At 70.6% G+C, this 14693-nt stretch carries 16 protein-coding genes; 10 read left to right on the forward strand and 6 right to left on the reverse strand.

The window, feature by feature from the left end:
• Positions 1–46: 46 nt before the first annotated feature.
• The 7 genes from egtA to AB0I98_RS23670 all read left to right on the forward strand — a co-directional run bounded on the left by egtA (position 47) and on the right by AB0I98_RS23670 (position 6384).
• Entirely contained in the window at positions 47–1360 is a 1314-nt protein-coding gene (egtA, locus tag AB0I98_RS23640) for an ergothioneine biosynthesis glutamate--cysteine ligase EgtA (RefSeq protein ID WP_362944795.1), read from the forward strand.
• Positions 1357–2667, forward strand: coding sequence for an ergothioneine biosynthesis protein EgtB (egtB, locus tag AB0I98_RS23645; protein ID WP_362944797.1), 1311 nt, complete (start codon positions 1357–1359; stop codon positions 2665–2667). The genes egtA and egtB overlap by 4 nt, the downstream gene beginning before the upstream one ends.
• Entirely contained in the window at positions 2667–3452 is a 786-nt protein-coding gene (gene egtC, locus AB0I98_RS23650; RefSeq protein WP_362944799.1) for an ergothioneine biosynthesis protein EgtC, read from the forward strand. The genes egtB and egtC overlap by 1 nt, the downstream gene beginning before the upstream one ends.
• Positions 3449–4411, forward strand: a complete 963-nt coding sequence (gene egtD / locus AB0I98_RS23655) for an L-histidine N(alpha)-methyltransferase (protein ID WP_362944801.1) — start codon at positions 3449–3451, stop codon at positions 4409–4411. Before egtC ends, egtD begins: the two co-directional genes overlap by 4 nt.
• Positions 4412–4658: 247 nt before the next feature.
• The gene (locus AB0I98_RS23660; RefSeq protein WP_362944803.1) at positions 4659–5333 is read left to right on the forward strand and encodes a glycoside hydrolase family 11 protein; all 675 of its coding nucleotides are present in this window, start codon (positions 4659–4661) and stop codon (positions 5331–5333) included.
• On the forward strand, positions 5330–6040 hold the full coding sequence (locus AB0I98_RS23665; protein ID WP_362944805.1) for a polysaccharide deacetylase family protein: 711 nt from the start codon (positions 5330–5332) through the stop codon (positions 6038–6040). Before AB0I98_RS23660 ends, AB0I98_RS23665 begins: the two co-directional genes overlap by 4 nt.
• Before the next feature lie 128 nt (positions 6041–6168).
• Complete coding sequence (locus tag AB0I98_RS23670; RefSeq protein ID WP_362944807.1) at positions 6169–6384, forward strand: dodecin; 216 nt, start codon at positions 6169–6171, stop codon at positions 6382–6384.
• A 17-nt stretch (positions 6385–6401) separates the two neighbouring features.
• On the opposite strand, the gene AB0I98_RS23675 is transcribed toward AB0I98_RS23670, so the two are convergent.
• Positions 6402–6917 (reverse strand): hypothetical protein, encoded by a 516-nt coding sequence (locus tag AB0I98_RS23675; protein ID WP_362944809.1) that lies wholly within the window; start codon positions 6915–6917, stop codon positions 6402–6404.
• A gap of 112 nt (positions 6918–7029) precedes the next feature.
• On the opposite strand from AB0I98_RS23675, the gene rpmF reads away from it, so the two are divergent.
• Positions 7030–7200, forward strand: coding sequence for a 50S ribosomal protein L32 (gene rpmF / locus AB0I98_RS23680; protein ID WP_210569650.1), 171 nt, complete (start codon positions 7030–7032; stop codon positions 7198–7200).
• A gap of 59 nt (positions 7201–7259) precedes the next feature.
• Positions 7260–8276: an LLM class flavin-dependent oxidoreductase gene (locus tag AB0I98_RS23685; RefSeq protein WP_362944811.1), complete on the forward strand. Its 1017-nt coding sequence runs from the start codon at positions 7260–7262 to the stop codon at positions 8274–8276.
• On the opposite strand, the gene AB0I98_RS23690 is transcribed toward AB0I98_RS23685, so the two are convergent.
• The 5 genes from AB0I98_RS23690 to AB0I98_RS23710 form a co-directional block, all read right to left on the reverse strand.
• Positions 8225–9190, reverse strand: coding sequence for a lysophospholipid acyltransferase family protein (locus AB0I98_RS23690; RefSeq protein ID WP_362944917.1), 966 nt, complete (start codon positions 9188–9190; stop codon positions 8225–8227). The two genes, AB0I98_RS23685 and AB0I98_RS23690, sit on opposite strands and share 52 nt — an antisense overlap.
• A gap of 110 nt (positions 9191–9300) precedes the next feature.
• Positions 9301–10074, reverse strand: a complete 774-nt coding sequence (locus tag AB0I98_RS23695; protein ID WP_362944813.1) for a GNAT family N-acyltransferase — start codon at positions 10072–10074, stop codon at positions 9301–9303.
• Between the two features lie 228 nt (positions 10075–10302).
• Positions 10303–11052, reverse strand: coding sequence for a succinate dehydrogenase/fumarate reductase iron-sulfur subunit (locus tag AB0I98_RS23700; RefSeq protein WP_362944815.1), 750 nt, complete (start codon positions 11050–11052; stop codon positions 10303–10305).
• The gene (locus tag AB0I98_RS23705) at positions 11049–12995 is read right to left on the reverse strand and encodes a fumarate reductase/succinate dehydrogenase flavoprotein subunit (protein ID WP_362944817.1); all 1947 of its coding nucleotides are present in this window, start codon (positions 12993–12995) and stop codon (positions 11049–11051) included. The genes AB0I98_RS23700 and AB0I98_RS23705 overlap by 4 nt, the downstream gene beginning before the upstream one ends.
• Positions 12995–13666 (reverse strand): succinate dehydrogenase, encoded by a 672-nt coding sequence (locus AB0I98_RS23710; RefSeq protein WP_210570884.1) that lies wholly within the window; start codon positions 13664–13666, stop codon positions 12995–12997. Before AB0I98_RS23710 ends, AB0I98_RS23705 begins: the two co-directional genes overlap by 1 nt.
• 120 nt (positions 13667–13786) lie before the next feature.
• On the opposite strand from AB0I98_RS23710, the gene AB0I98_RS23715 reads away from it, so the two are divergent.
• Positions 13787–14671: a LysR substrate-binding domain-containing protein gene (locus AB0I98_RS23715; RefSeq protein ID WP_362944819.1), complete on the forward strand. Its 885-nt coding sequence runs from the start codon at positions 13787–13789 to the stop codon at positions 14669–14671.
• Positions 14672–14693: the final 22 nt, after the last annotated feature.

A 14693-nucleotide genomic window follows, 5' to 3' on the forward strand; every position in this document is an offset into this window, starting at 1 on the left:
CGGAAGCCGGGCCGGCGGCATGGTGGAATCTCAGGAGGATCCCGACATGTCCGATTCGGCAAGTGGTTGTACGAAGCCTCGTACATCCATCTCCGAAGCCGAGGTCGAAGCGCTCGTCCGCGGCATCTGCTTCAAGACCGGCCCGCCCCGCAGCCTCGGGGTCGAAGTGGAATGGCTCGTCCACGAGCTGCGGACACCGCAGCTCCCCGTGACACCCGAACGACTCGCGGCGGCCTACGCCGCACTGCGTACCGTGCCCCTGAGGTCGGCGCTCACCGTCGAGCCCGGCGGCCAGCTGGAGCTCAGCTCGCCGCCCGCCGCCTCCCTGATGGAGTGCATCGGTACCGTCTCCGCCGACCTCGACGCCGTCCGTACGGTGCTCGCCGGGAGTGATCTCGGCCTCGTCGGCGTCGGCCAGGATCCCTGGCACTCGCCCCGCCGGTTCCTCCACGAACCGCGCTACGAAGCCATGGAGACCTATTTCGACCGCACCGGCCCGGCCGGCCGCGCCATGATGTGCACCTCGGCATCGGTGCAGGTCTGCCTGGACGCGGGATACGAGGAGCCCGGCCCCCTCGGGCACGGGCGGCGCTGGTGGCTGGCGCACCAGCTGGGCGCGGTGCTCCTCGCCGCGTTCGCCAACTCCCCGCTCGCCGCTCGGCAGCCCACCGGCTGGCGCTCCAGCCGGCAGCTGCAGTGGGTCGAGATCGGCGCGGGCCGCGCGGGAGCGCCCCCGCTGGACGGGGACCCTCGTGCCACCTGGGCCCGGCATGTGCTGGACTCGCCCGTGATGTGCGTACGGCAGGACGGCGGCCCCTGGGACGTCCCGGACGGGCTGACCTTCCGGGAGTGGACCAGATCGGCCGCTCCACGGCCGCCGACCCACGAGGATCTCGACTACCACCTCACGACCCTGTTCCCGCCGGTCAGACCGCGCGGCCATCTGGAACTGCGCATGATCGACGCGCAGCCCGGCGACGACGGGTGGATCGTGCCGCTTGCCGTGACGACGGCCCTCTTCGACGACCCGGAGGCCGCCGAGACCGCCTACCGGACCGTGAAACCGCTGGCCGAGCGCGCCGTGGCGCTGCCCGCGCCGCACAATCCGCTCTGGCTCGACGCGGCCCGGCACGGGCTGGCCGACCCCGAGCTGCACGAGGCGGCGGTCGCCTGCTTCACGGCCACGCTGGACGCCCTGCCCCGGCTCGGCGCCACCACCCAGGTCACGGACGCCGTCCAGGCGTACCTGGACCGCTATGTCATCAAGGGCCGCTGTCCAGCCGACGACTTGTTGGACGGGTTGAACGGCACGAGCAGCCCCTCGCACGGGCCCTCACACGGGAAGGACATCCGCACATGACCGCCCCCGAAGAAGACAAGCTCCGGGAGCAGGCGCTGGCCACTCTCACCACGGCCCGCGACCGCACCACGCTCCTCACCTCCTGTGTCGAGGACCCCGACCTCACCGCGCAGCACTCGCCGCTGATGTCCCCGCTGGTGTGGGACCTCGCCCACATCGGCAACCAGGAGGAGCAGTGGCTGCTGCGGACCGTCGCCGGGCGGGAGGCGATGCGGCCCGAGATCGACGGCCTGTACGACGCCTTCGAGCACCCGCGCGCGGAGCGCCCCTCGCTGCCGCTGCTGCCGCCCGACGAGGCCCGGCGGTACGCGTCGGAGGTGCGCGGACGGGTCATGGACGTGCTGGAGAGCACCGCGTTCCACGGGACGCGGCTCACGGAGGCCGGGTTCGCCTTCGGGATGATCGCCCAGCACGAACAGCAGCACGACGAGACGATGCTGATCACCCATCAGCTCCGCAAGGGCCCGCAGGCACTCACCGCCCCGGACCCTGAGCCCGTTCCTCTGTTCACCGGTCCGGCCGAAGTCCTGGTCCCCGGCGGCCCGTTCACCATGGGCACCTCCACCGAGCCCTGGGCCCTGGACAACGAACGTCCCGCGCACCGGCGCGAGGTGGCGCCCTTCTACATCGACACGACTCCGGTGACGAACGGCGCCTACCAGGCGTTCATCGAGGACGGCGGCTACGACGACCCGCGCTGGTGGACGTCCGAGGGCTGGGCGCACATCCGCAAGAACGCCGTCACCGCGCCGCTGTACTGGAACCGCGACGGCAAGCAGTGGCTGCGCCGCCGCTTCGGCGTGACCGAGGTCGTGCCGACCGACGAGCCGGTGCTGCACGTGTGCTGGTACGAGGCGGACGCCTACGCCCGCTGGGCCGGGCGCCGGCTGCCCACCGAGGCGGAGTGGGAGAAGGCGGCCCGCCACGACCCGGCCGGCGACCGCTCGATGCGCTACCCGTGGGGCGACGCCGATCCGGCGCCGGAACACGCCAACCTGGGTCAGCGGCACCTTCGCCCGGCCCCGGCGGGCAGCTATCCGGAGGGCGAATCGCCGCTGGGCGTACGGCAGTTGATCGGCGACGTGTGGGAGTGGACGGCGAGCGACTTCCTGCCGTACCCGGGGTTCCAGGCGTTCCCGTACAAGGAGTACTCGGAGGTGTTCTTCGGCCCCGATTACAAGGTGCTGCGCGGCGGCGCGTTCGCCGTGGACGCGGTCGCGTGCCGGGGCACCTTCCGCAACTGGGACTATCCGATCCGGCGGCAGATCTTCTCCGGCTTCCGCACGGCCCGCTCGGGGGACGTCTGATGTGCCGTCATCTGGCGTACGTCGGCCCGCTGTTGCCGGCGCGCCGACTGCTGGTGGAGCCGCCGCACGGCCTGTACCAGCAGTCGTGGGCGCCCCGGCGGCAGCGGTACGGCACCGTCAACGCCGATGGTTTCGGCGTCGGTTGGTACGCGGAGGGAGACCCGGTCCCGGCACGTTACCGCCGCGCCGGGCCCATCTGGGCGGACCTCTCCTTCGCGGACCTCGCCCGGGTCGTCCGGACGACGGCGCTGCTCGCCGCCGTCCGGGACGCGACCGAGGCAGGCGCGGACGGGGAGGCCGCGGCGGCACCGTTCGCCGCGGACCGCTGGCTGTTCAGCCACAACGGCGCCGTCAAGGGCTGGCCCGGCTCACTCGCCCCGCTCGCCCGTCAACTGCCCGCCGCGGACCTGCTGTCACTGGAGGCCCGCTGCGACTCGGCACTCGTCTGGGCCGTGGTGCTGAACCGGCTGCGCACCGGCGACGACGCCGGCCAGGCGCTCGCCGACACGGTCACGGAGGTCGCCGCGGCGGCCCCCGGCTCCCGGCTCAACCTGCTCCTCACGGACGGCGCGACGATCGCCGCGACGGCCTGGGGCGACACCCTCTGGTACCTCCCGGGCCCCGGCACGGTCGTGGCCTCCGAGCCCTACGACGACGACCCGCGCTGGCAGGAGGTCCCCGACCGCACCCTCCTCACGGCGAGCCGCACCGACGTGCTGCTCACCCCGCTCAAGGACCCCACCGGCGACATGGCAACGGCACCACCGAAGGAGCCCCGTACGTGAGCCCGTTCCACCTCACCCGCACCCTTCCCGAGGACGCCACCGAGGCCGCCCTGCGCGCCGACGTCCTGCACGGCCTGACCCGCACGCCCAAGACACTGCCGCCGAAGTGGTTCTACGACGCCCACGGCAGCGAACTCTTCGAGCAGATCACCGAGTTGGCCGAGTACTACCCGACCCGCGCCGAACGGGAGATCCTGATCACCCGGGCCGATGAGATCGCCGCAGCGACCCACGCGCGCACCCTGGTCGAACTCGGCTCCGGCTCCTCCGAGAAAACCCGCTACCTCATCGACGCACTCACCGACCTGCACACCTACGTCCCGGTCGACGTCAGCGACAGCGCCCTCACCCAGGCCGGGCACGCCCTCATCGAGGAGCGGCCGGGGCTGAGCGTGCACGCGCTGATCGCCGACTTCACCGCCCGGGTGGAGCTGCCGGACACGCCGGGCCCCCGGCTGCTGGCCTTCCTCGGCGGCACGATCGGCAATCTGCTGCCCGCGGAACGTGCGACCTTCTTCGCCTCGATCCGTGCCCTGCTCTCCCCCGGCGACACGCTGCTGCTCGGCACGGACCTGGTCAAGGACGAGCAGGTCCTGGTGCGGGCGTACGACGACGCGGCCGGGGTGACGGCCGCGTTCAACAAGAACGTACTGACCGTCGTCAACCGTGAGTTGGGCGCCGACTTCGACCCCGAGGCGTTCGAGCACGTGGCGCTCTGGGACACCGAGAACGAATGGATCGAGATGCGGCTGCGCTCCCTTACCGTGCAGACCGTGAAGGTGCCGGCGCTCGATCTCGCCATCGATTTCGCGGCGGGCGAGGAACTGCGCACGGAGGTGTCGGCGAAGTTCCGGAAGGAGGGCGTGCGCGCCGAGTTGTCCGCGGCGGGGCTCGATCTGGCCCACTGGTGGACGGACGGCGAGGGCCGGTTCGCACTGTCGCTGAGCGTCGTGCGCTGACGTTTGCCCACGCAGCTGGGGCAGGTGCCGTTTTGGCACCTGCCCCACTTTCTTGTCCGGAATTTCTTCGAAACATTCGAACGATGACTCTCGGCCATGGCCTCTCAATTACACACATCAACACATACCAGCTGCACAGAACCACGAATGTTTCGCGATCATTGCCGAAACTGTTGACGCTTGACAGAGACAGGCCAACACTGATGGACCAAAACCCGGCCCCGGCCAACGAGGAGGAAACCCGCACATGAACATCGCATCCGCACACCCGATGAACCGCAGGACCGCCTGCGCGCTGCTGCTGGGCACGACGACGGCGCTGGCCCTGCCCGGGACCGCCCGCGCCGCCACGGTCATCACCACGAACCAGGAGGGCACCAACAACGGCTTCTACTACTCGTTCTGGACCGACGCGCAGGGCACGGTCTCCATGACCCTGAACAACGGCGGCAACTACAGCACCAGCTGGCGCAACACCGGGAACTTCGTCGCCGGCAAGGGCTGGAGCAACGGCTCACGCAGGACCGTGTCCTACTCGGGCAGCTTCAACCCGTCCGGCAACGCCTACCTGACGCTGTACGGATGGACGTCGAGTCCGCTCGTCGAGTACTACATCGTCGACAACTGGGGCACCTACCGGCCCACGGGAACGTACAAGGGCACCGTCAACAGCGACGGCGGTACGTACGACATCTACCAGACGACGCGGTACAACGCCCCCTCCGTCGAAGGCACCAGGACCTTCAACCAGTACTGGAGCGTGCGGCAGCAGAAGCGGACGGGCGGCTCGATCACCACCGGCAACCACTTCGATGCCTGGGGCCGCGCCGGGATGCCCCTCGGCAGTTTCCGGTACTACATGATCATGGCGACCGAGGGATACCAGAGCAGCGGGAACTCCAACATCACGGTGGCGGGATGAGCACCGCACCGGGTGTCCCGTTACGTCCCCTGACGGCGACCCTGGCCGCCGTCACGCTGGCCGCCACGGGCGCCCTCACCGTCCACGCCACCCCGGCGCAGGCCGCCGCCTGCAACGGATACGTCGGACTCACCTTCGACGACGGCCCCTCCGGCACCACACCCGCCCTGCTCAACGCGCTGCAGCAGAACGGGCTGCGGGCCACGATGTTCAACGAGGGCCAGGACGCAGCCGCCTACCCGGCACAGGTGAGGGCCCAGGTCGCCGCGGGCATGTGGGTCGGCAACCACACCTACACCCACCCGCACCTGACCCGGCTCGGCCAGGCCCAGATCGACGCGGAGATCTCCCGGACCCAGCAGGCCATCGCGGGCGCGGGCGGTGGTACGCCGAAACTGTTCCGCCCGCCCTACGGCGAGACCAACGCGACGGTGAAAGCGGTCGCGGCCAAGTACGGGCTCACCGAGATCCTCTGGGACGTGGACTCGCAGGACTGGAACGGCGCCGGCACCGACGCGATCGTGGCAGCCGCCGGCCGGCTCACCAACGGCCAGGTCATCCTCATGCACGACGGGCCCGCCAACACGGTCGCCGCGATCCCACGCATCGCACAGGGGCTGGCCGCACGCAATCTGTGCGCCGGCATGATCTCCACGCAGACGGGTCGCGCCGTGTCCCCCACGGCGGCAACAGCGGCGCCCGGCTGATCCCGCACACCCGACGAACACTCCGTGGCGCGGCGGCCCCTGGCCGCCGCGTGTCGCGTTCCGCCGCGCCTTGGGGCACGGTGGAGTGACGATGTGACGCAGGTGTCACGGCGGAGAGGAGCACCCGCATGACGAACCACATCTACCGGGTCACCGAGATCGTCGGCACCTCGCCAGACGGTGTCGACCAGGCCATCCGCAACGGCATCACCCGTGCCTCGCAGACCCTGCACAACCTGGACTGGTTCGAGGTGACCCAGGTGAGGGGCCAGATCGAGGAGGGGCAGATCGCGCACTGGCAGGTCGGCCTGAAGGTGGGGTTCCGGCTGGACGAGCCGGGCTGAGGTTCGGACACCGGCGCTCAGGTCCGCCCCTCCCGTTCCTGCGCCACCTTCAGCGCGGCGGAAGGGGCGGTCCAGCGCGCCCGTACGACGGTGAACCCGGCCCGTTCGGCGTCCTCGCACACCAGCTCGTCGTCGTCCACGAGAACCTTGATCTCCCGGTCCCGGGCGAGGCGACGCAGGATCTCCAGCTTGGTGTGCCGAGCGGGCCGGAAGTCACCTCTTCTCCCACCCGCCCGCCCTGCGTTGCGCCGCATGAAGACCCGCCCCTCCGGCAGCCCTTGCGCCGCCAGCCAGTCGAGCGTGTCCCGCCGGCAGCGCTCGGGCCGCCCGGTCAGATAGACGACCTCGCACTCCTCGGCGCTCTCCAGCAGCAGCGCGACGCCCTCCGCGATCGGCGGGTCCTGCGGTGCGGCGGCGAAGAAGGCGTCCCAGTCGCGCGGCTTGCGCTCCAGGAACCGCTGCCGATGGGCCGTATCGGCGAGGGTGTTGTCCAGATCGAACACGGCCAACGGGCGGTGGTTGCTGTCTGTCACGCCCTCACTCTAGCCAAGGGGGCAAGCCTCGTTTGTTAATGGGATCCATTTTCATATAGCGTCGCGGGGTGCACGCCGGTGCACCCCGCACCGCTCGCGAAGAAGGAGTCCCATGGCCGTCCCCAAGCGGAAGATGTCCCGCAGCAACACCCGGCACCGCCGCGCCCAGTGGAAGGCCACGCCCGCGCAGCTGGTTCCGGTCACGGTCGACGGCGTCCGTCACCTTGTACCGCAGCACCTGGTCAAGGCCTACGAGCGCGGCCTGCTGCGACCCGAAAGCTGACCGGGCGCCATCCTGGGTGACGGCGGGAATGCCACCGTCACCCGGGCGTTGAACCCCGTATGAGCTCCCTGATCGCCTCGACCCGCTTCTCCGTGCTCGACCGTTCCCGCACCCGCGAGGGCGGCACCAACGCCGAGGCACTGCGCGACACCGTACGGTTCGCGCGGCAGCTGGAGGAGCTCGGCTATCACCGCTTCTGGGTCTCGGAGCACCATGGCGTCCCCGGTGTCGCCGGTTCCGCGCCCACCGTGCTGGCCGCCGCCGTGGCGGGGGCGACCCGGACGATCCGGGTCGGGACGGGCGGTGTGATGCTGCCCAATCACCGGCCCCTGGTCGTGGCCGAGCAGTTCGGGGTGCTGGAGTCCCTCTACCCGGGCCGGATCGACATGGGTCTCGGCCGGTCCGTCGGCTTCACGGACGGCGTCCGCAGGGCACTGGGGCGCGACAAGGACGACGCCGAGGACTTCGCGGCCCAACTCGACGAGTTGCTGAGCTGGTTCACCGGTACGTCCCCGACGGGTGTGCACGCGCGTCCCGCGGAGGGCCTGGCCGTCCCGCCGTTCGTGCTGGCCATGGGCGAGGGCGCCGCGATCGCCGCCCGCGCGGGCCTGCCGATGGTGATCGGCGACCTGCGCAACCGCGACAAGATGCAGCGCGGCATCGACCACTACCGCGCCCACTTCCGCCCGTCGCCTTGGGCGAGCGAACCGTACGTCGTCATCTCCGGCACCATCGCCGTCGCCGCCACCCCCGAAGAAGCCCGGCGCCTCCTCGTCCCCGAGGCCTGGTCGATGGCCCACTCACGCACCCACGGCATCTTCCCGCCCCTGCCACCCGCCGAACGCGTCGAGACCCTTGCCATGACCACCAAGGAGCGCGGCTTCTACGAGTCCGGCCTCACCGGACATCTCGCCGGAACCGAGGAGCAGGTCACCGACGAACTGGAGACGGCGCTCAAGGAGACGGGCGCGCAGGAGGTCCTGGTCACCACGAGCACGTACGACCGGGAGGCCCTGCTGGACTCCTACCGGCGGCTCGCCCGGATCGCGGGTCGGGCGAGTCTTCCCTCCGCGTAGTCGTCGGAGGGAAGACCCTCCGTTCCTGCTTGGCTCTGCGAGGAGCCCCTGGCCGAGACGGCGAGCGTGCGTGCCCGTGACTCCTCGGAGATCAGGGCGGCGTGGGCCCAGCCCAGTTCGGCGCCCATCATGCCGGGCTGGGCGGCATGGGCGAGTGCGCGGCGGTCGGGGTGGCTGCCCGCGGGGATCTCGTCCCGTATCTCGACCTCGGCGACGAGCCCACGGGCCGTGACCACCCGCCACATCGAGGAGAGCAGGGAGTCCTCGCCGACGAAGGCGGGAGCCGTGCTGGACGGCCCGTTGTCGAACCGGTAGTGGAGGCGGACCGGCTGGACGGGCACGCCCGCGTCGAGCGCGGCCTGGAACACCGCCCGGCGGAAGGGTCCCTGAGCCCGGCCGCACCAGGTGCTGCCCTCCGGGAAGGCCACGACCGCGGCTCCCGCCCGCATCGCCTCGGCGATCCGGGCGACCGTCTCGGGCAGCGCCCGCAGGCGGTCCCGCTCGATGAACAGGGCGCCGCTGGCGGCGGTGAGCCCGCCCGCCACCGGCCACTGCCGGATCTCCGCCTTGGCGAGCATGCGGGCCGGGCGTACGGCGGCGAGCAGCGGGATGTCCAGCCATGAGATGTGGTTGGCGACGAGCAGCATGCCCCCGGTGGGCGCGGCCGCGCCGGTGATGCGGACGCGGACGCCGGCCGCCTGCACCACGGTCCGGCTCCAGTAGCGGACCAGCGCGTCGCGCCGGGCCGCGGGGAAGCTCCCGAACACCGGCATCAGCATGATGCCGAACAGGAGCACCGACAGCATCGCCACGATCCGCAGCACGGCGCGCGGCACGTCCGCCAGAGACCGCACGGACGTGACACAGATCTGCGGCGAGCAGGGTGCGGTGGGCAGCCAGGCGCTGCTCGGTATGACGGGGCGGTGCACGGCCGTCGCCCCGGCCCCGCGCCGCTGGGTCCAGGTCCGTCCGACGGCCGCGGCCGGGCCGAGGCGCTGCGGCAGTCCCGTGCGCAGGACGCTCATCAGGCCGGGACGAGGGAGAGGAAGTGCTTCAGATAGCGCGGGTTGACCCGGCGCATCGACAGCAGCACGTACAGGTCGGCGACCCCGAAGTCCGGGTCGTGAGCGGGCTCCGCGCACACCCAGGCGCCGAGGCGGAGGTAGCCGCGCAGCAGGGGCGGCAGCTCGGTCCGGGTGGCGGGACGTGCCACGCCCTCCGCGCTCCAGGGCAGCAGCGGACGGACCCGGTACTCCTCAGGAGCCAGGTACTTGTCCTGCACCCGGTCCCAGGTGCCGGCCGCGAGGGCGCCGCCGTCGGCGAGCGGGATGGAGCAGCAGCCGGCGAGCCACTCGTGGCCGCCCGCGACCATGTAACGCGCTATCCCGGCCCAGATGAGGCCGATGACCGCGCCGTCCCGGTGGTCGGGGTGGACGCAGGAGCGGCCGACCTCGACGAGGCCCGGGCGGATCGGGTCGAGCGCGGAGAGGTCGAACTCGCCCTCCGAGTACAGGCGTCCGGCGACCGCGGCGCGGTCCGGCGGAAGCAGCCGGTACGTGCCGACGACCTGATCGGTGATCGTGTCGCGGACCAGCAGGTGGTCGCAGTACGCGTCGAAGGCGTCGATGTCGTGACCCGGCTGCGGGGTGGACAGGAGCGCGCCCATCTCACCGGCGAAGACGTCGTGGCGCAGCCGCTGCGCGGCCCGGACGTCCTCCTCCGTTCGCGCGACGGTGACGGTGTAGCGGGTGGGCGCCGACGGCTGCGGGGGGCGGTCGAGCGTGGAAACGCCGGTCATGGCACTCTCCTGAACACGGGCCGGGGACGGCTGAGCGGCTTGCTGGCCGGTTCACTACGTCCGGCCGCAACAGTTCTTCCTATGCCGGGCGTCGTGCGCGTGACCCGCGAAGGGAGAGCGGGTGTGGGCTTGTTGAATGCCAGGGGTGCCTGGCGGGACCGGGCCTGAGCACCACCCCGGTCCCGCCCGTCCGCACCCTGTCGGCGAACGTTCCTTGAGCTGCGGCGTCTAGCGCCCGGTCACCTTCCGGGTCGCGCGCAGCCACTCCTTGTTCATGCTCGTGATGGACACCAGCGGGATGCCCTTCGGACACGCGGTGGCACACTCTCCGGTAAGCGTGCAGCCACCGAAGCCCTCCTCGTCCATCTGCGCCACCATGTCGAGCACCCGGGTTTCGCGCTCTGGCGTGCCCTGCGGCAGCACGTTCAGGTGGTTGACCTTGGCGGAGGTGAAGAGCATCGCGGCGCCGTTCGGGCAGGCGGCCACACAGGCGCCGCAGCCGATGCACTCGGCGTGCTCGAAGGCGAAGTCGGCGTCCGGCTTCGGCACGGGCGTCGCGTGGGCCTCCGGCGCTGCGCCGGTCGGGGCGGTGATGTAGCCGCCCGCCTGGATGATCCGGTCGAACGCGGTCCGGTCCACCACCAGGTCCTTGATCACCGGGAAGGCGGAAGCCCGCCACGGCTCGACGTCGATCGTGTCGCCGTCCTTGAAGGACCGCATGTGCAGCTGGCAGGTGGTGGTGCGTTCGGGTCCGTGGGCGTCGCCGTTGATCACGAGCGAGCAGGCCCCGCAGATACCCTCGCGGCAGTCGTGGTCGAAGGCGACGGGGTCCTCGCCCTTGAGGATGAGTTCCTCGTTGAGCGTGTCGAGCATCTCCAAGAAGGACATGTCCGAAGAGATGCCATCGACCTCGTATGTGGACATGGCGCCGTCGGCGTCGGCGTTCGGCTGCCGCCAGACGCGCAGGGTGAGCTTCATGCGTAGCTCCGCTGAGTGGGGTGGACGTACTCGAAGACCAGGTCTTCCTTGTGCAGGGCCGGGGCCTCGCCCGTGCCCGTGAACTCCCAGGCGGCCGCGTAGGTGAACTCGTCGTCCCTGCGGGCGGCTTCGCCGTCGGGGGTCTGGGACTCCTCGCGGAAGTGGCCGCCGCAGGACTCGGACCGGTGCAGCGCGTCGAGGCACATCAGCTCGGCGAGCTCCAGGTAGTCGACGACGCGGTTGGCCTTCTCCAGCGACTGGTTGAACTCCTCGCCGGTCCCGGGCACCTTGATCCGCCGCCAGAACTCCTCGCGGATCTGCGGGATCCGCTCCAGCGCCTTGCGCAGTCCGGAGTCGGTGCGGGCCATACCGCAGAACTCCCACATGAGTTCGCCGACCTCGCGGTGGAAGGAGTCGGGAGTGCGGTCGCCGTCGACGGACAGGAGAAGGTTGAGCCGGTCCTCGGTCTCGGCCAACACCTCCTGTACAACGGGGTGTTCGGCGGTGACGGACTCCTGGTGCGGGTTGCGCGCGAGGTAGTCGTTGATCGTCGCCGGGAGCACGAAGTAGCCGTCGGCCAGGCCCTGCATCAGCGCGGAGGCGCCGAGCCGGTTGGCCCCGTGGTCGGAGAAGTTGGCCTCGCCGATCGCGAACAGACCGGGGATCGTGGTCTGGAGGTCGTAGTCGACCCACAGTCCGCCCATCGTGTAGTGCACGGCGGGGTAGATCCGCATCGGCACCTCGTACGGATCCTCGTCGGTGATCCGCTGGTACATGTCGAAGAGGTTGCCGTACTTCGCCTCGACGGCCTTTCGGCCCATGCGCTTGATGGCGTCCGCGAAGTCCAGATAGACGCCCTGTCCGCCGGGGCCCACTCCCCTGCCCTCGTCGCAGACGTTCTTCGCGGCGCGGGAGGCGATGTCGCGCGGGACCAGGTTGCCGAAGGACGGATAGATGCGCTCCAGGTAGTAGTCGCGCTCGTCCTCGGGGATCTGGCTCGCGGGCCGGGTGTCCCCCTTGGCCTTCGGCACCCAGATCCGGCCGTCGTTGCGCAGCGACTCGCTCATCAGCGTGAGCTTGGACTGGTGGTCGCCGGTGCGCGGGATGCAGGTCGGATGGATCTGGGTGAAGCAGGGGTTGGCGAAGTACGCGCCACGCCGGTGCGCCCGCCAGATCGCGGTGGCGTTGGAGTTCATGGCGTTGGTCGACAGGTAGAAGACGTTTCCGTAACCACCACTCGCCAGTACGACGGCGTCCGCGAAGTACGTGTCGATGCGACCCGTGATCAGATCGCGGGCCACGATCCCGCGCGCCCGTCCGTCGATGACGATCAGGTCCAGCATCTCGGTGCGCGGGTGCATCTCGACGTTGCCCGCGGCGATCTGCCGGGACAGGGCCTGGTAGGCGCCGAGCAGCAGCTGCTGGCCCGTCTGACCGCGGGCGTAGAAGGTGCGGGACACCTGGACGCCGCCGAAGGAGCGGGTGTCGAGCAGACCGCCGTACTCCCGCGCGAACGGCACGCCCTGCGCCACGCACTGGTCGATGATCTCCACGGAGATCTGCGCGAGCCGGTGCACATTGGACTCGCGCGCCCTGAAGTCGCCGCCCTTGACGGTGTCGTAGAACAGCCGGTGGATGGAGTCGCCGTCGTTGCGGTAGTTCTTCGCCGCGTTGATGCCGCCCTGCGCGGCGATCGAGTGAGCGCGGCGCGGGGAGTCCTGGTAGCAGAACTGGACGACGTGGTAGCCCTGTTCGGCCAGCGTGGCGCCCGCGGAGCCGCCCGCGAGGCCGGTGCCGACGACGATGACGGTGTGCTTGCGCCGGTTGGCGGGGTTGACCAGCTTGGCCTCGAAACGGCGCTTGTCCCAGCGCTCGTTGACGGGCCCGGAAGGGGCCTTGGTGTCGACGACCGGTGCGCCGGTCTCGTAGTCGGTGTAGGTCATCAGCTCACGACTCCAGTCATGACACCCACGGGTACGGCGATGAAGCCGACTGTGAGGAGCAGCGCGAGGGCGTTGGCGGTGGTCTTCAGGGCGCGGTCGCGGGTGCGGCTGCCGGCGCCGAGGGTCTGGGCGGCGCTCCAGAAGCCGTGCTGGATGTGCAGGCCGAGGGCGAGCATCGCGACGAGGTAGATGACGTTGCCGTACCAGGTGGAGAAGGTGTCCACGACGTTCTGGTAGGGGTGGCCCTCCTGGAAGCCGCCGGAGTGCACGGTGCCGGTCGTCAGGTCGAGGATGTGCCAGACGATGAACAGGCCGAGGATGATCCCGCCCCAGCGCATGGTGCGCGTCGCATAGCTGGCCCGCGGCTTCTTGTGCACGTACTTGGTGGGGCGTGCCTTGATGTCGCGGCGGCTGAGCTGGTAGGCGGAGGTGGCGTGGGCGACGACCGCGACCACGAGGACGACACGGATGAGCCAGAGCGTCCACTCGTAGTGCATGAACGGCTCGCCGATGGTGCGCAGCCAGTGCGCGTAGTGGTTGAACTCGCCGGGCCCGAAGAAGATCTTCAGGTTTCCGATCATGTGGACGACCAGGTACAGCAGCATGATCAGCCCGCTGACCGCCATCACGGTCTTCTTGCCGACGGAGCTGTCCCACACCGTGCGTGCCATGGACGGCCGTCGGTCCGTCCGCGTTACCAGAGCCATGACTCAAGACGCTAGGGCCCGGGCAGCCGATCGGTCCAAGACATGGTCCGGCTCGATTCCATAGGTGATGGCTATCGTAGGGCTATGCAGTTCCAGCAGCTCCAGTACTTCGTGGCGGTCGCCGAGACCCGGCACTTCACCCGGGCCGCCGATCTGGTCCACGTGGCGCAGCCCTCCCTGTCGCAGCAGATCAAGGCGCTGGAGCGGGAGTTGGGCGCGGATCTGTTCCTGCGAGCGCGCGGCAACATCACGCTCACCGACGCGGGCGAGGCGCTGCTGCCGCTGGCCCGCCGGATCCTGGCCGACGCGGACACGGCCCGGCACGAGGTGCAGGAACTGGTGCAGCTGCGTAGCGGACGGGTCCGGCTGGGCGCGACTCCGAGCCTGTGCACCGGTCTGCTGCCGGACGTGCTGCGCGCCTTCCACGACCGCTATCCCGGCATCCGGCTGATGATCGAGGAAGGCGGCTCGCACGATCTCGTACGGGAACTCGCGCGCGGCGCCCTCGACCTCGCGCTGATCGTCCTGCCGCTGCCGACGCCCTCCCCGGCGCTCACCTCGGTGGAGTTGCTGCGCGAGGACCTCGTCGTGGTCTCCTCGCCGGACGCCCCCAAGCCCGGCCACGGCCGGCGTACCGTGCGCATCGCCGACCTGGAGGGCGAACGGCTTGTGATGTTCCGGCACGGCTACGACCTGCGCGAACTGACCGTGGCCGCGTGTCGCTCCGCTGGGTTCGAGCCGGATTTCGCGGTGGAGGGCGGGGAGATGGACGCGGTCCTGGGCTTCGTGCGGGCCGGGTTGGGGATGGCCGTCGTGCCGCGCATGGTGGCGACGCGGGCCGGGCGCGGGCTGCGGGTGACGCCGTTGGCCCGGCCCGGGCTGCATCGGACGATTGCGCTGGCGCATCGCAGTGATGTGGCTCCGCCGCGGGCGGCGCGGGAGTTGCAGCGGATGCTGCTGGAGCGGTGACGCTGCGCTCTGCGGGGGCGGG

It is taken from the genome of Streptomyces sp. NPDC050211 (assembly GCF_040656035.1).
In the GTDB taxonomy this organism is placed as follows: Bacteria; Actinomycetota; Actinomycetes; order Streptomycetales; family Streptomycetaceae; genus Streptomyces.

What these genes read in the sequence shown, in the direction of transcription:
- egtA (WP_362944795.1), top strand. Translation starts at nt 47, where the DNA reads ATGTCCGATTCGGCAAGTGGTTGTACGAAGCCTCGTACATCCATCTCC.
- egtB (WP_362944797.1), top strand. Translation starts at nt 1,357, where the DNA reads ATGACCGCCCCCGAAGAAGACAAGCTCCGGGAGCAGGCGCTGGCCACT.
- egtC (WP_362944799.1), top strand. Translation starts at nt 2,667, where the DNA reads ATGTGCCGTCATCTGGCGTACGTCGGCCCGCTGTTGCCGGCGCGCCGA.
- AB0I98_RS23660 (WP_362944803.1), top strand. Translation starts at nt 4,659, where the DNA reads ATGAACATCGCATCCGCACACCCGATGAACCGCAGGACCGCCTGCGCG.
- AB0I98_RS23665 (WP_362944805.1), top strand. Translation starts at nt 5,330, where the DNA reads ATGAGCACCGCACCGGGTGTCCCGTTACGTCCCCTGACGGCGACCCTG.
- AB0I98_RS23670 (WP_362944807.1), top strand. Translation starts at nt 6,169, where the DNA reads ATGACGAACCACATCTACCGGGTCACCGAGATCGTCGGCACCTCGCCA.
- rpmF (WP_210569650.1), top strand. Translation starts at nt 7,030, where the DNA reads ATGGCCGTCCCCAAGCGGAAGATGTCCCGCAGCAACACCCGGCACCGC.
- AB0I98_RS23685 (WP_362944811.1), top strand. Translation starts at nt 7,260, where the DNA reads ATGAGCTCCCTGATCGCCTCGACCCGCTTCTCCGTGCTCGACCGTTCC.
- AB0I98_RS23695 (WP_362944813.1), bottom strand. Translation starts at nt 10,074, where the DNA reads ATGACCGGCGTTTCCACGCTCGACCGCCCCCCGCAGCCGTCGGCGCCC.
- AB0I98_RS23700 (WP_362944815.1), bottom strand. Translation starts at nt 11,052, where the DNA reads ATGAAGCTCACCCTGCGCGTCTGGCGGCAGCCGAACGCCGACGCCGAC.
- AB0I98_RS23705 (WP_362944817.1), bottom strand. Translation starts at nt 12,995, where the DNA reads ATGACCTACACCGACTACGAGACCGGCGCACCGGTCGTCGACACCAAG.
- AB0I98_RS23710 (WP_210570884.1), bottom strand. Translation starts at nt 13,666, where the DNA reads ATGGCACGCACGGTGTGGGACAGCTCCGTCGGCAAGAAGACCGTGATG.
- AB0I98_RS23715 (WP_362944819.1), top strand. Translation starts at nt 13,787, where the DNA reads ATGCAGTTCCAGCAGCTCCAGTACTTCGTGGCGGTCGCCGAGACCCGG.